This window comes from Hymenobacter negativus (assembly GCF_017571495.1).
In the GTDB taxonomy this organism is placed as follows: domain Bacteria; phylum Bacteroidota; class Bacteroidia; order Cytophagales; family Hymenobacteraceae; genus Hymenobacter; species Hymenobacter negativus.
Genome location: NZ_JAGETZ010000007.1, coordinates 39,739 through 53,225 on the forward strand (window position 1 = coordinate 39,739; position 13,487 = coordinate 53,225).

General features: G+C 60.1%; 9 protein-coding genes. 4 read left to right on the forward strand and 5 right to left on the reverse strand.

Features of this window, described 5'->3' with window-relative positions; translation table 11 throughout:
- Nucleotides 1-13: 13 nt before the first annotated feature.
- Nucleotides 14-421, reverse strand: a complete 408-nt coding sequence (locus J4E00_RS15500) for an OsmC family protein (RefSeq protein ID WP_208176096.1) — start codon at nt 419-421, stop codon at nt 14-16.
- 106 nt (nt 422-527) lie between these two features.
- On the opposite strand from J4E00_RS15500, the gene J4E00_RS15505 reads away from it, so the two are divergent.
- Both J4E00_RS15505 and lipA read left to right on the forward strand, forming a co-directional pair.
- Complete coding sequence (locus tag J4E00_RS15505) at nt 528-1,346, forward strand: hypothetical protein (protein WP_208176097.1); 819 nt, start codon at nt 528-530, stop codon at nt 1,344-1,346.
- Between the two features lie 186 nt (nt 1,347-1,532).
- A complete protein-coding gene (gene lipA, locus J4E00_RS15510; RefSeq protein WP_208176098.1) occupies nt 1,533-2,426 on the forward strand; it encodes a lipoyl synthase in 894 nt (297 codons plus the stop codon).
- An 82-nt stretch (nt 2,427-2,508) separates the two neighbouring features.
- Here lipA and J4E00_RS15515 read toward each other — a convergent pair whose 3' ends face one another.
- Nucleotides 2,509-3,105: a DUF4136 domain-containing protein gene (locus J4E00_RS15515; protein ID WP_208176099.1), complete on the reverse strand. Its 597-nt coding sequence runs from the start codon at nt 3,103-3,105 to the stop codon at nt 2,509-2,511.
- Nucleotides 3,106-3,335: 230 nt separating this feature from the next.
- On the opposite strand from J4E00_RS15515, the gene J4E00_RS15520 reads away from it, so the two are divergent.
- Nucleotides 3,336-3,644 (forward strand): hypothetical protein, encoded by a 309-nt coding sequence (locus J4E00_RS15520; RefSeq protein WP_208176100.1) that lies wholly within the window; start codon nt 3,336-3,338, stop codon nt 3,642-3,644.
- Between the two features lie 190 nt (nt 3,645-3,834).
- On the opposite strand, the gene gcvP is transcribed toward J4E00_RS15520, so the two are convergent.
- Together gcvP and J4E00_RS15530 are read right to left on the reverse strand one after the other, a co-directional pair.
- Nucleotides 3,835-6,753: an aminomethyl-transferring glycine dehydrogenase gene (gcvP, locus tag J4E00_RS15525; RefSeq protein ID WP_208176101.1), complete on the reverse strand. Its 2,919-nt coding sequence runs from the start codon at nt 6,751-6,753 to the stop codon at nt 3,835-3,837.
- A gap of 489 nt (nt 6,754-7,242) precedes the next feature.
- A complete protein-coding gene (locus tag J4E00_RS15530) occupies nt 7,243-9,456 on the reverse strand; it encodes a T9SS type A sorting domain-containing protein (RefSeq protein ID WP_208176102.1) in 2,214 nt (737 codons plus the stop codon).
- A 192-nt stretch (nt 9,457-9,648) separates the two neighbouring features.
- On the opposite strand from J4E00_RS15530, the gene J4E00_RS15535 reads away from it, so the two are divergent.
- Nucleotides 9,649-10,872: an NAD(P)-dependent oxidoreductase gene (locus tag J4E00_RS15535; RefSeq protein WP_208176103.1), complete on the forward strand. Its 1,224-nt coding sequence runs from the start codon at nt 9,649-9,651 to the stop codon at nt 10,870-10,872.
- Nucleotides 10,873-10,949: 77 nt separating this feature from the next.
- Here J4E00_RS15535 and J4E00_RS15540 read toward each other — a convergent pair whose 3' ends face one another.
- Nucleotides 10,950-13,487 carry a T9SS type A sorting domain-containing protein gene (locus J4E00_RS15540; RefSeq protein WP_208176104.1) on the reverse strand — a complete coding sequence of 846 codons (2,538 nt, stop codon included), beginning with the start codon at nt 13,485-13,487 and terminating at the stop codon, nt 10,950-10,952.

The following is a 13,487-nucleotide window of genomic DNA, read 5'->3' on the forward strand; positions in this document are numbered from 1 at the left end:
GTAACTCTACCAATTATTTATACTCAAACACCACATTCTGCACCAAATCGGGGTGCAGGCTCAGCGTAACCGGGCATGTATGCGCCACGCGTTCCAACAGGGTACGCTCGCTTGGTGCCAGCGATGCAGGCAGCGTAATGGTTACGTCAATCTGCGCGATGCGCCGTGGGCCGTCGGTGCTCATGTGCTTGGTGACTTCAAAGGTGCAGCTCGTTAGGTCCCACTCGTGGCGCTCGGCCACAATGGCCATGGTTGTCACGATGCAGGCGCCCAAGGCGGTACTCACCAGGTCGGTGGGCGAAAAAGCCTCGCCACGGCCGTGGTTATCTACGGGGGCGTCGGTCTGAATAGTAGTGCCCGACGCCACATGCGTGGCTTCGGTGCGAAGGTGGCCGGCGTAGCGGGCGGTTGCGGTGCTCATTAAGTCAGGAAGTTACCTTTACAAAGTTGTTTTTCTTTAGCTAATTTACGTATTACGTGGTGCGCCGCGCCGGTGGCGTTGGGTCGGGCCTTACTTCTGGTTATTTATGCAGCTCTCTCTTTCTCGCTTTTCAGGCTTGCTGGTGGCCGGTTTGTTGGCTGTAACCACTGCCCGTGCCCAGGCTCCCACGCGGCCCGTCCCATCCGTGGTGCCTGATGCACCGTCGGACGAACAGTCTTACCGGAAGGAATTTGTTTTTGGGGTAAACTTCAACACCCAGGGCGGACTATTGGGCGGGGCGTCCATCCGCTCGTCACGCGTGCTCGACGACCGGCTGCTGCGCTTCTGGAGCCTAGAAGGCGTAATGCTGAAAAATGCCAAAGAAGACCGCATCACCACAGGAATCGGCGGCACCTACATCGACCAGAAAACCAACTACGCATTTGTGTTGCGGCCTTCCATCGGCTTGCAGCGCATTCTGTTCCGCAAGGCGGCTGATGCCGGTGTGCAGGTGAACGGGCTATTGAGCGTAGGGCCGTCCATCGGACTGCTGATGCCTTACTATATCAGCTACGACCGAACGTACGCGGCAACGGGCGTTCCGAACTTGGCCACCGATGAGATTGTGAACGAGCAGTATAACCCGCGAATACACACATTTCCGGACGCCATCCTCGACCACGGTCCGCTGTTTAGCGGCATTGGCCAAACCCAGGTGGTGCCTGGCTTCCATTTGCGCGGCGGCCTCAGCTTTGAGTACGGGCGCTACCGCGATGCAGTCACGGGCCTCGAAGTAGGCTTTCTGGTCGAAGGGTTCACCAAGCGTATGGTCATCCTCAGCCCTTACTTGTCCGAAACGGATAACCTCAACCGGCAATTTTTCCCCTCGGTCTACCTGACCCTATTCTTCGGGCACCGGAGCTAACATCTTTGGCCTGGTGAAGAATAGGTATAGAATAAAGCGGAGGGCGGTTTAGCTCACGAAAGATTTACGGCGTAATTGATGCTCATGAGTAAGTCGCATCAATTACGCCGTAAATTTGTTAGTGCTAAGCATCGAATGGGCAGAGGTTAATTCCTTCTTCTTCATTCCTCATTCTAGATTATTGAAATGATTGATTTGCCCGTTATCCAGCCCGAAACTGCTGCCCCCGCCCGCCCACGCAAGCCCGACTGGCTGCGCGTGAAGCTGCCCGTGGGCGAAGAATACGCCGCCGTGCGCCGCCTCGTCGACGAGCACAAACTGCACACCATCTGCGAGAGTGGCAACTGCCCCAATATGGGCGAGTGCTGGGGTGCCGGTACGGCCACGTTTATGATTCTGGGCAACATCTGTACCCGTTCCTGCTCATTCTGCGCCGTGGCTACCGGCCGCCCTACTGAGTACGACCTCGACGAGCCCCGCCGCGTGGCCGAGGCCATTGCCCTCATGAAAGTGAAGCACGCCGTTATCACCTCCGTGAACCGCGACGAGCTAAAGGACCGTGGCGCCAGCGTGTGGCGCGACACGGTGGTGTTCACCAAGCAGCTCTCGCCCAGCACCACCATCGAAACCCTGATTCCGGATGTGAAAGCTAACTGGGATGCCCTGGATGTGATGATTTCGGGTGGCCAGGAGGTGATTTCGCACAACGTGGAAACCGTGGGCAGCCTCTACCGCCTCGTGCGCCCGCAGGCCAAATACGACCGCAGCCTGGAGCAAATCCGGCGCACCAAGCTGGCCGGCCATCGCACCAAATCCGGCATCATGCTGGGCCTGGGTGAGAAGCCCGATGAACTGTACCAAGCCATGGATGACCTTGTGGCCAACGGCCTCGACATCCTTACCCTCGGCCAGTACCTGCAACCTACCAAGCGCCACTTGGAAGTAGCCGAATTTATCACCCCCGACCAGTTTGCCCATTACAAGGAAGAAGGCCTCAAGCGCGGCTTGAAATACGTGGAAAGCGGCCCGCTGGTGCGCAGTTCCTACCACGCCGAGCGCCACGTAAACGTACCGGTATAGAGAATCTTTCGATAGCTCCACAAGCAAAAAGCCCGCTCAAGTTGAGCGGGCTTTTTGCTTGTAATAGAAACGTGTGCGCTACTTAGCGGCGGGCGTTGTTATCCTGCGGCGGATAAGTGCTCAGAATACCGTTCACAATGCGGTGGGTTTCGGCTTCGTCAATTGTGTTTTGGTTGACCTGGGCCTGACCCGTGCCACGCCATGCTAACTCTTTGCGATGCGCGTCGATGATGTCAATCACCACGGTGCCGGCTTTGTATTGGGTTACGGGCGAGTAGGCACCGCGGCCGTAGTAGCCGTAACCATAGCCGTAGGGATAACCGAGGCCATTGTAATAGGGCGAAACCTGCTGCTTGTCTTCCACGCGGGCACTGTAAGCCACGTAAATGTCGGGAGTCGTTGTGACTTCGGTCAAACCTTTGGCGGCCATTTCGGCGGCTACCGAAGCGCGCATGCGCTTGTCAAGAAAAGATTCGTAGCCTTTGGCAGGGCCACCTTCGGCATCTCTGGGCTGCTGTGGGTACCAAGCCCAGGTTTTGAAGGCCCGGAAGTTCACAGCGTGGTCAAAATCGTTGGTGACACCTACGCGCGAAGCTGCCGTGCAGCCACTCAGCAGAAGGATAAGGCTGGCGGCCATCAGTGTAGCAGGACCAGCCAGAAAACGGGTGATGCGGTTCATATATAGCGGAAAAAACAGAATGATTGGAAGGCCTGAAATGCCGTTTCAGAGTAGAGAACGTAACTGTTTCAAAGGCTATTGTGCTAACGAAAAAGCGGGGCCCGTCGTTCACATTTTGGTCGGATGGAGAGGGGATTTGAGCGACAAATTTCCCAGCCTAGTGGCTTGAGATAACAGGATTTTACCCTACCTTACCCCCGAATTCCCACGATATCATTCCTGCTTCATCAATGAAAAGTACTGCCTTATTGGTTTTGTCAATCGCCGGCCTACTAACTGCCTGCTCCTCTTCGCGTGATGAGATGCGCAAACCAGTTGGCAGCCGTGCGCCAGTAGCGCACAATACCATCGTGGATTGCCCCGTATACGACGGCATGACCAAAACCTCCACTGTGCTTTCCCAAACCACTGCCGGCAACGAAGTGCAGATAACCGATACCATCAACGCTTATTTCGTGCGTGTTCGGTTGGAAAAAGACGGCCAAACCAAAGTTGGCTACATGGACCGGCGCTGCTTCGGCGAGCGGGGCAGCAAGTAGAGCGACAACGCCTGTCATTGCGAGGCGCAGTCGAAGCAAATCTGTCCTGTCAGCACGACGATTCTACTAATGTGACAACGCTTTACCAGCAAAAAGCCCCGACTCCACTCAGAGCCGGGGCTTTTTGCTGGTAAAGCTAGTTGCTGAGAACAGGCCTAGTTACTTTGGCTACTCTTGCAATGCTATACGACTAGTATGACGGGCCTTTGTCAGCCTGTACCAAATGCTCCTCTTGGTCGGCAAACTCCTCGATGGGGGTGCAGCTGCAAATCAGGTTGCGGTCGCCGTAGGCCGAGTCGATGCGGGCGACGCTGGGCCAGAACTTGGCGGCGCGCACGTACTCCATCGGGTACACGGCTTGCTCGCGGGTGTAGGGGCGAGTCCACTCGTGCACGAGCACGCTGGCGGCGGTGTGCGGGGCGTGCTTGAGGACGTTGTCCTTGGCATCGGCTTTGCCCGATTCCACATCGGCGATTTCCTTGCGGATGGAAATCATTGCGTCGCAGAAGCGGTCCAACTCGGCTTTGCTCTCGCTTTCGGTGGGCTCAATCATGAGCGTGCCGGCCACGGGGAATGATACCGTGGGAGCGTGGAAGCCATAGTCCATCAGGCGCTTGGCAATGTCTTCTACCTCGATGCCGGCCTTTTTGAAGTGGCGGCATTCCAGAATCATCTCGTGGGCGCAGCGGCCGTGGCTGCCGCTGTACAGCACCGGGTAGTGGGCCTCGAGGCGGGCCTTGATGTAGTTGGCATTCAGGATGGCGGTTTCGGTGGCGCGCTTCAGGCCGTCGCCGCCCATCATCGAGATGTAGGCGTAGCTGATGGGCAGGATGCTGGCCGAACCCCACGGCGCGGCCGAAACCGAGCCGCTAGTGCGGCCCTCTACCGGCACCACGGCGTGGCCGGGCAGGTAGGGCACCAGGTCTTCTACCACGCCGATGGGGCCGATGCCGGGGCCGCCGCCGCCGTGCGGGATGCAGAAGGTTTTGTGCAAGTTGAGGTGGCACACGTCGGCGCCGATGTTGGCGGGCGAGGTGAGGCCTACTTGCGCGTTCATGTTGGCGCCGTCCATGTACACCCGGCCGCCGTGCTGGTGGATGGTTTCGCAGATGTCGATGATGGTTTCCTCGTAAACGCCGTGCGTGCTGGGGTAAGTTACCATCAGGCAGCTAAGGTTGGCGGCGTGCTGCTCGGCTTTGGCTTTGAGGTCGGCCACGTCAATGTTGCCGTCTTCGGTGCTCTTCACCACCACTACCTGCATGCCGGCCATTACGGCCGAGGCGGGATTAGTGCCGTGGGCCGAGGCGGGGATGAGGGCCACGTTGCGGTGGTGGTCGCCACGGGCGTCGTGGTAGCCTTTGATGGCTAGCAGGCCGGCGTACTCACCCTGCGCACCGGAGTTGGGCTGCAGGCTCACGGCCGCAAAGCCGGTTACCTCACATAGCCAGGCTTGCAGGTCCGAGAAAATCTGCTCGTAGCCTTTGGCTTGCTCGATGGGGGCGAAGGGGTGCAGGCCGCCGATTTCGGGCCAAGTCACCGGAATCATTTCGGCGGTGGCGTTCAGCTTCATGGTGCACGAGCCCAGCGGAATCATGCTGTGCGCGAGACTGAGGTCCTTATTTTCGAGCTGCTTCATGTAGCGCAGCATCTCGTGCTCGGCATGGTGCGTGTTGAACACCGGGTGCGTGAGGTACTCGCTGCTGCGCACCAGGCTGGCGGGCAGGCGCAGCTCTTCGGCTTCCAAAGCCTCGGCCAGCTGGTCCGACTCCTTGCCCAGCACTTTGGCGAATACGTCCAGAATATCGGCTACGTCGTGTAGTTCGGTATTCTGGTTCAGCGAAATGCCTACGTGCACTTCCTCGAAGTAGCGGAAGTTCAGCTGCATGGCTTCGGCTTCCTGCTTGAGGGCCTGCTGCAGTTCGGCGCTTTCGAGACGCACGTTCAGGGTGTCGAAGTAGTGCTCATTCACCTGCGAAACGCCTAGTTTCTTGAGGCCGGCTTCCAGGGTTTGGGCCAGGATGTGGGTGTTGGTGGCAAACTGCTTCAGGCGCTGCGGACCGTGGTACACGGCGTACATACCGGCCAGCACGCTCAGCAGCACCTGCGCGGTGCAGATGTTACTCGTGGCTTTTTCGCGGCGGATGTGCTGCTCGCGGGTTTGCAGGGCCATGCGGTAGGCCTTGTTGCCGGCCGCGTCCACACTCTGGCCGATGAGGCGGCCGGGAATCACGCGCTTGAACTGCTCTTTGCAGGTGAAGAAACCGGCGTGCGGTCCGCCGTAGCCCATCGGCACGCCGAAGCGCTGGGAGTTGCCCACGCACACGTCGGCGCCCAGCTCGCCGGGCGAAGTAAGCAGCGTGAGGGCCAGCAAATCGGCCGCCATCACCACGAACACGTTGTTTTTCTTAGCAGCGGCAATGAAGTCGGTGTAGTCGAACACTTCGCCGTCGGCAGCGGGGTACTGCACCATGGCGCCGAAGAAGCCTTCGTTGCTGAGGTCAATCTGACGGTGGTCGCCCACCACCAGCTCGATGCCGACTGGCGTGGCGCGGGTGCGCAGCAGGTCGATGGTCTGGGGCAGCACCTGCTCCGACACGAAGTACTGGTTAGCGCCTTTTTTCTTGGTCTGGCTGTGCAGCATGTGCATGGCCTCGGCGGCGGCGGTGCCTTCATCCAGCAGGCTGGCGTTGGCGATTTCGAGGCCGGTGAGGTCAATTACGACCGTTTGGTAGTTGATGAGGGCTTCGAGGCGGCCCTGGGCAATTTCGGCCTGGTAGGGCGTGTAGGCGGTGTACCAGCCCGGGTTTTCCAGAATGTTGCGCTGGATAACGGGGGGCAGGGTGGTGTCGTGATAGCCGAGGCCGATGTAGGATTTGAAGACCTGATTCTGGCTGGCAATCTGCTTGAATTTCGCCAAAAAAGCCCGTTCGCTGAGGGCGGCGGGCAGGTCGAGTGGTTTTTTCAGGCGAATGGCGGGCGGCACCGTTTCATTGATGAGCTGCTCGATGCTTTCGACCCCGATGGTGCGGAGCATGGCGGCCTGGGCGTCGGCGCCGGGCGCGTTGTGGCGGGCCTCAAAAACGTCGACGGGCGAGAATTTCAACGACATAAACACGAAAAAATGATGGGGGAGGGGCTGGGTTTCCGGGATAACAAAGGTAGCCCCGAAAGGATTGCCGCCGGTACGGCTGCGCCCGTAAATGCGGGCCAAGGCGGCATATTATAACCCCGTTGTGTCGTCAGGAGTGCCCGTAGTTCCGGCAACAGCCACCGTAGGCCCGGCAGTACCTCCCGTAGCCTCCACCACAGTTCCCGTAGCCCTAAAAGTTGTGACGGTAGAGCCCGCAAGAGCTCCCGTATACTTATCCTGAGCTCCCGTACACTCAGAAACAGCATTTTCTCGGTTTGCTATAGCATTTTATTTGGCATCCGGCTTTGTGCCCATGTTGTCTGAAAAAGAATGCTAGTGCCGTGACATTGTGCGTGAACGTTGGGCCTCACCCCCTGACCCCCTCTCCAATGGAGAGGGGGCACCGGTTGTGTGCGGTTGTAAATCGTTGAATGCACCCCTTTCCGTCGGAGAGAAGGGGGGGTAAAACTATTCCTTCCGCACCTTGGCAGTTGTCTGCTGGCCGTCGGGGGTTTGCACGCGCACCAAGTAGAGGCCGGCGCGCAGGTGCTGGCCGGCCTGGAAGTCGTCGTGGCCGGAGCCTTGTTCTACCAATTTGCCGGCGAAATCATACACCTGGTAGGTGAAGGTGCCGGGCGTGCGCAGGTGGATGGTGCTGGTGGTGGGGTTCGGGTAGATGGCTACGGCCAGGCGGGCGTTGGTGGAGCGGGTGGCCGTCACCACGTTGTTGGCACTATCAGCCAGTACGATGTTGGGTGTGGGAGGGGCACTCATGCCGGTGCCCAGGAAAAAGCTGGGGTGGGGGGGCTGGTTGTAGGCCGAGTTTTCGTGGGCCACCGCCAAGCGGTACTGCGAGTCGTGCATCAGCGTATAAATGCGCTCGGTGGTCGGGGTTGAGGTAGAGTAGAGAATAAGACTCTGGTTGTTGCGGGCGCGGAGCAGGATTTCCTCGCGCCAGTCGCCCAGAATGTCGGCCGTTACGCAGGGGTTGGCCTTGGTGGTGTTGTTGGTTTGAGCATCGCCGTCGGCAGCGGTGCTGGGGGTGAGCAGGCGGGTGAGGGTGCCATTGGTGGCCGTGCCGGTGGGGGGAACCCACTTTTCGAGGCGCACGGTAGCTTCGTTGGTGGTCGAATTATAACCGGCATCGAGTAGCTCACGGCTTAGGTCGCCGTCCCACCACACGGCGAAGTTGGTGGTGGGCTTGCTGGTGCCTATCTGCACGCCGGTGCAGGAATAGAGGCCGCCCACCGAACCCCACATTTCATAGCCGGGATAGTTAGGGTCCACATCGGCGGCCAGGCACCGGCCCACATCGACGGTAGCGGGCACACCCCAAATGGGTACGCCGGTGTTAGCATCGCGCAATTCGAGGCCGTACTGGCCGTAGCGGGCGGGCTCTTCGTGGCACTGCCACACCTCCTGGCCGGGGCGGTTGGGGTTCATGTCGCTCATGTGCAGGGCGTCGCCGTGGCCCAGGGTGGTGTTGTAGAACCCCGTGCCAGTGGCGCTGATGGCGCTGGCACCGTTCACGATTTCGTCGCGGCCGTCGCCGTTCACGTCGCCCACCGTCAGCTGGTGGTTGCCCTGGCCGGCGTAGGCGCTGTTGCCGGCCGTGTTGCTGTCGAAGGTCCAGCGCGGAGTAAGCTGACCGTTGCGCCAGTCCCAGGCCACGCGCACCAAGCGGGTATAGTAGCCGCGCCCCATTATCAGGCTGGGCCGCACGCCGTCGAGGTAGGCCACCGTCGACACAAAGCGGTCGACGCGGTTGCCGTAGCTGTCGCCCCAGCTGCTCACGGTGCCACGGGCGGGCAGGTAGGCGGTGCTGGCCATGGCCGCACCGGTGCGCCCGTTGAACATGGTCAAAAATTCGGGCCCGCTCAGCACGTAGCCCAACGACGAGCCGGCGGTGGTCACCCGGTAGTCGGCCGTAGCATCGCCGATGACCGTACCCACCCCATCCACGGTGCCGTCGGCGGTTTTGCAGGCCACTTCGGCCTTGCCGTCGCTGTCGAAATCATACACCATGAACTGCGTGTAATGCGCCCCCGCCCGGATGTTGCGGCCCAAATCGATGCGCCAGAGCCGGGTGCCGTTCAGGCGGTAGCAGTCGAGGTATACGTTGCCAGTGTAGCCGGCCTGGGAGTTGTCCTTCGAGTTGGAGGGGTCCCATTTCAGGATGATTTCGTATTCCCCATCGCCGTCCACGTCGCCCACGCTGGCATCGTTGGCGCTGTAGGTGTAGGCCACGCCATCGGGCGTGGTGCCACCCGCCGGCTGCTGAATGGGGATGCGCAGGAACTTGTCGGTCCACACGCTGGCCGCGGCCGAAGCGGGCTGTTCCACGCCGTTTAGCACGGGGCGCACGGTATAAGTCGCGTCGATGGCGGTGTTGTCAACGAGGTTGGTGGCCCCGGTGATGGGCGTGGCATTCACCAGGGTGCTGCCCCGGTACACGTTGAAAGAAACGCCGGCGGGGTCGGTACCAAATAGCCGCCAGCTGACGAATACGGTGCTGGCGCTGCTGCGAAGGGCCACCACGCTGCGGTTGAGCTTCTCCATGCGCCGCTGTGCCTGGGCAAATGGAGCAAGGAAGAGCAAGGCCGCGCACAGGGCCAAGAGCTTGCGCCAGCCGCCCCGGTAGCAGGCTTGGGCGCGGTGGATGGGTAGGGTAATCTGCTTCATAGAAAGGGAGTTGAAGGTTGAGTGGGATGGTAATAACACTAAGTACAAGGACTTAGCAGGTGCGGGTGTCCTGTGCCTTCCTGTGCGGTGGGGCAATGCCCGAATTCTGTATGGGCCGAGCAGACCAGTGGGTTCGCCATCCGCAAAATCTCTAGCTTTGCTAGCCCATCCATTCCCCATCCCACCCCGCTTATGCCCTTTACCATCGGTCTCATTCGTGAAGGCAAAACCCCGCCCGACAAGCGTGTGCCCCTTACCCCCAAAAAGTGCGTCGAAGCCCAGGCGACTTTTCCCGGCCTGCGTGTGGTGGCGCAGAGCAGCCCCATTCGCAGCTACATCGACCAGGAATACCGCGACCTCGGCATTGAAGTGCGCGACGATGTGAGCGACTGCGATGTGCTCATGGGCGTGAAGGAGGTGCCTCTCGACCAGCTTATTCCCAACAAAACCTACCTGTTCTTCTCGCACACTGTGAAGAAGCAGCCCGCTAATCGCAACCTGCTGCGCGCCGTGCTGAAGAAGAACATCACCCTCATCGACTACGAGCTGCTGACCAACGAGCGTGGCGAGCGCATCGTAGCCTTCGGGCGCTACGCCGGCATTGTGGGGGCCTACAATGGCCTGCTCACCTACGGCCGTAAGCACGGCCTCTATGACCTGAAGCCGGCCTACCAGTGCGTGGACATGGACGACATGCAGGAGGAGTTTTTCAAGGTGAAGAAGCTGCCACCCATCAAAATGGCCGTCACTGGCTCGGGGCGCGTGGCCCAGGGTGCGCTGGAAGTGCTCGACCGCATGGGCATCCGCCGGGTGAGCGTGTATGACTACTTATACCTGACTTTCAACGAGCCGGTGTACACCCAACTGCGCAGCTCCGACTACAACCGCCGCCGCGACGGCCGCGTGTGGGACACCCCGGATTTCCACCAGCACCCCGAGGAGTACGAGTCGACCTTCGACAAATTCCTGCCCGTTACGGACCTGCTCATTGCCTGCGCCTACTGGCACCCAGCCGCGCCGCTGCTCTTCACCGAAGCCGATACGCAGCAGCCCGATTTTCGCATCAACACCATCGCCGACGTGACCTGCGACGTGGATGGCTCGGTCCCTGTTACCAAGCGCAACAGCACCATCGCCGACCCCGCATTCGACTATAACTGCGCCACCGGCGAGCTGGAATCCGCTTACTCACGCCCCTCCAACATCACCGTGATGGCCGTGGACAACCTGCCCTGCGAACTGCCCCGCAACGCCAGCCGCGACTTCGGCCGCCAGCTCCTCGACAATGTGCTGCCCCACTTGGTGGGCGATGATGCGGCAGGTGTTATCGCCCGGGCCACCATTGCCAGGGGTGGCCAGCTTACCGAACGGTACCAGTATCTAGCCGATTACGTGGCCGAGGCTGCAGCTGTATAATTGGGTGACTTCATAAAAAAACACCCCTGTTTACTGTTAGGGGTGTTTTTTTATGAAGTTGGTACAAGTGGAATAAGCTACTCCAGCATGACGCGGCGGGTGGTCGTTCCCCCAGCGTAGTGCACGCGCAGCAGGTAAGCGCCGGCGCGCAAGGGCGAGGTGTCCAGCGTGAGCTCGGGTTGGCTCACCACTTGAGTAAGCACCACGCGGCCCAGGGCGTCGAGCAATTCCACGCGCTGGGGCCGGCTGGCGGCATCGAGGGCGAGGTTGAGCCGGCCGTGGGCCGGCACCGGCCAGGCCTGGGTGCGGGCGGCCAGCTTCTGGTTTGATACGCTCAGCACATTGGCATCGAGCAGCCGCACGAGGCCATTGTAGGAAATGCCAGAAACGGTGGTGAAACTGCCGGCTGCCATGATGGCTCCATCGGCCTGCACCAGCAGGCTGTTCACAGTCGTATTGGGACCGGTGGCTCCATTATAGCTAAGGTCGAATGCCCCGTTAGACAGCAGGCGTAGTGTACCGTTTGCATTCTGCGTGCCCACCTGCCCACCCACCAGCACCCGGCCGTTGGGCTGCACGGCCAAGGTCTGAATGCGGGTACTAACAGCGCCGGCCGCAAAGCCGGGGTCGGGGGTGCCATTGGGAAGCAGGCGCACGACTTCGCCCATTGGCAGGCCGCCGAAACTGGTGAAGCTGCCCGACGCATACAATCGCCCCGCCGCGTCGCGGGCCAGTTGGGTAGCAAAATTCAGCGAGTTGGTGGGAACAGCCGTTTGCGTAAAAGAAGGGTCCAAGGTTCCACTTGGCAGCAGGCGCAGTATTGGATAGCGGCTGCCACTAATATTATTGGACCCGCCTATCACCAAGTTGCCATCGGGCTGTACCAGCAATGCATCAGCTTGGTAGGTGACCGGGAAGCTCGTGTCGCGTTGGCCCGTGACGCCATTAAGGCACAGTAGCTGCGAGAAAATGTTGAGAGGTGCACTAGCCTCTGTGAGCGTGCCCTTTACCAAGACACGGCCGTCATTCTGCACGGCCAGCAGCTCCACGTTGGATTGCCCGAATACCGTGGGCACGAAGACTGGGGCAAACCCGGTGTCCAGCGCTCCATTGGGCAGCAGGCGGCCCAGCGACTGACGAACTCCACCTGCCAACTGGTCGAACGTTCCGCCGACTAGCACCTTACCATCGGGCTGCAGCGCCAGTGCTGTCACCACATCCGAGGCCCGGGCGGCGGCCGTAAAGCCGGCATCGAGCGTCCCATCCGTATTCAGGCGGGCCACATACCCAGCAGCTACGCCCCCAATTTCGGTGAAATTACCTCCCACTACGTACTTGCCATCGGGCTGCTGCACCAATGCATTGACCGATGCGGGGGCCTGTACCAGCGGGACAAAGGCCGGGTCACGGCTGCCGTCCGTATTGAGCAGGGCAATACCTGTGGCAGCGCTGCCCGCGGGTGCAAAGCGAGTGGGTGACAGCAGGGCCACCAGCACCTTGCCATTGGGCAGCAGCTGCATCGTATTCAACTGTGAGTTTGCCGGAACAGCGCTGGTATTGGCAAAAGCTGGGTCGAGGCCACCGTTGGGCAGCAGGCGTACCAGCTTGCCGATAGCCGTGCCGTTATAGGTTCGGCTGACAATACTGAGGACGAGAATTTTGCCATCGGGCTGTACCTGTATCGCCGGAGAAATCAAGCCGCTCAGGTTGGTGAAGTTCGTGCCATTTTGAAAGCTGGTATCCAAGGTGCCGTTGGCGTTCAGGCGTGTTAGAGCCGGCCACCCGGGCATTGGGTTATAGGTGGCTACCAATAGTTTGCCATCCGGCTGCACGGCCACATCGAGCAAGCTGCCTCCGCTGGGCACAGCCGGCGTAAAACTGGTATCGATGGCGCCTGTAGGCAGCAGCCGCACAATGGCTTGTCGGGCAGTGCCATTAATACTGCTGAAAGCGCCAGTCACCACTATTTTTCCATCGGTCTGGACGGCAATGGCAGCGGTCTGCATTGAGAAGCCCGTACCCAGAGCGGTTTGAAAGGCAGCATCCAGGCTGCCGTCGGTGTTGAGGCGCACCAAACGCCCGGCCGCACTGCCGTTAAATGTTGTGAAGTCTCCGGCTACCAATACTTTGCCATCAGGCTGGGCTGCTACTGAATAGAAGTTGGAGAACCCGGCACCACTGCCCGCATTAAATCCGGCATCGGGGGTGCCGTCGGTATTGAGTCGTAGCAGGCGCTGCCGCGTCACGCTGCCCAACGTCAGGGCGGCGTCGCTTACCAGCAGTATCTGCCCATTCGGCAGCAGGCTAAAGAGTCGACAAGTGCCTTGCAAACTGCTTACGTTGGTCTGAAAAGCTAAGTCAGGGGAAGAGCCGTCGGCCAATAACCGTAGCAGCCCGGTAGCGGAACTGCCACCCGCGCGCACAGCATCGGAAAGCAGCAGGTACTTACCATCCGTTTGCTGTGCCGCCTGCTGAACGCTGGCCGGCCGGTAGGCATACGATGGTATGAACGACGGGTCGATGCTGGGGCCCTGCGCCTGAGCTGCCGGCTTGCTCAGAACCAGGCAAAACAGTAGAAAAAGTGCAAATCGCTGAATTAGTGTAAAGTGCTTCAC

Coding starts and splice junctions, on each gene's coding strand:
- J4E00_RS15515 (WP_208176099.1), bottom strand. CDS start 3,105: ATGAACCGCATCACCCGTTTTCTGGCTGGTCCTGCTACACTGATGGCC.
- J4E00_RS15500 (WP_208176096.1), bottom strand. CDS start 421: ATGAGCACCGCAACCGCCCGCTACGCCGGCCACCTTCGCACCGAAGCC.
- J4E00_RS15520 (WP_208176100.1), top strand. CDS start 3,336: ATGAAAAGTACTGCCTTATTGGTTTTGTCAATCGCCGGCCTACTAACT.
- J4E00_RS15505 (WP_208176097.1), top strand. CDS start 528: ATGCAGCTCTCTCTTTCTCGCTTTTCAGGCTTGCTGGTGGCCGGTTTG.
- J4E00_RS15535 (WP_208176103.1), top strand. CDS start 9,649: ATGCCCTTTACCATCGGTCTCATTCGTGAAGGCAAAACCCCGCCCGAC.
- J4E00_RS15530 (WP_208176102.1), bottom strand. CDS start 9,456: ATGAAGCAGATTACCCTACCCATCCACCGCGCCCAAGCCTGCTACCGG.
- gcvP (WP_208176101.1), bottom strand. CDS start 6,753: ATGTCGTTGAAATTCTCGCCCGTCGACGTTTTTGAGGCCCGCCACAAC.
- lipA (WP_208176098.1), top strand. CDS start 1,533: ATGATTGATTTGCCCGTTATCCAGCCCGAAACTGCTGCCCCCGCCCGC.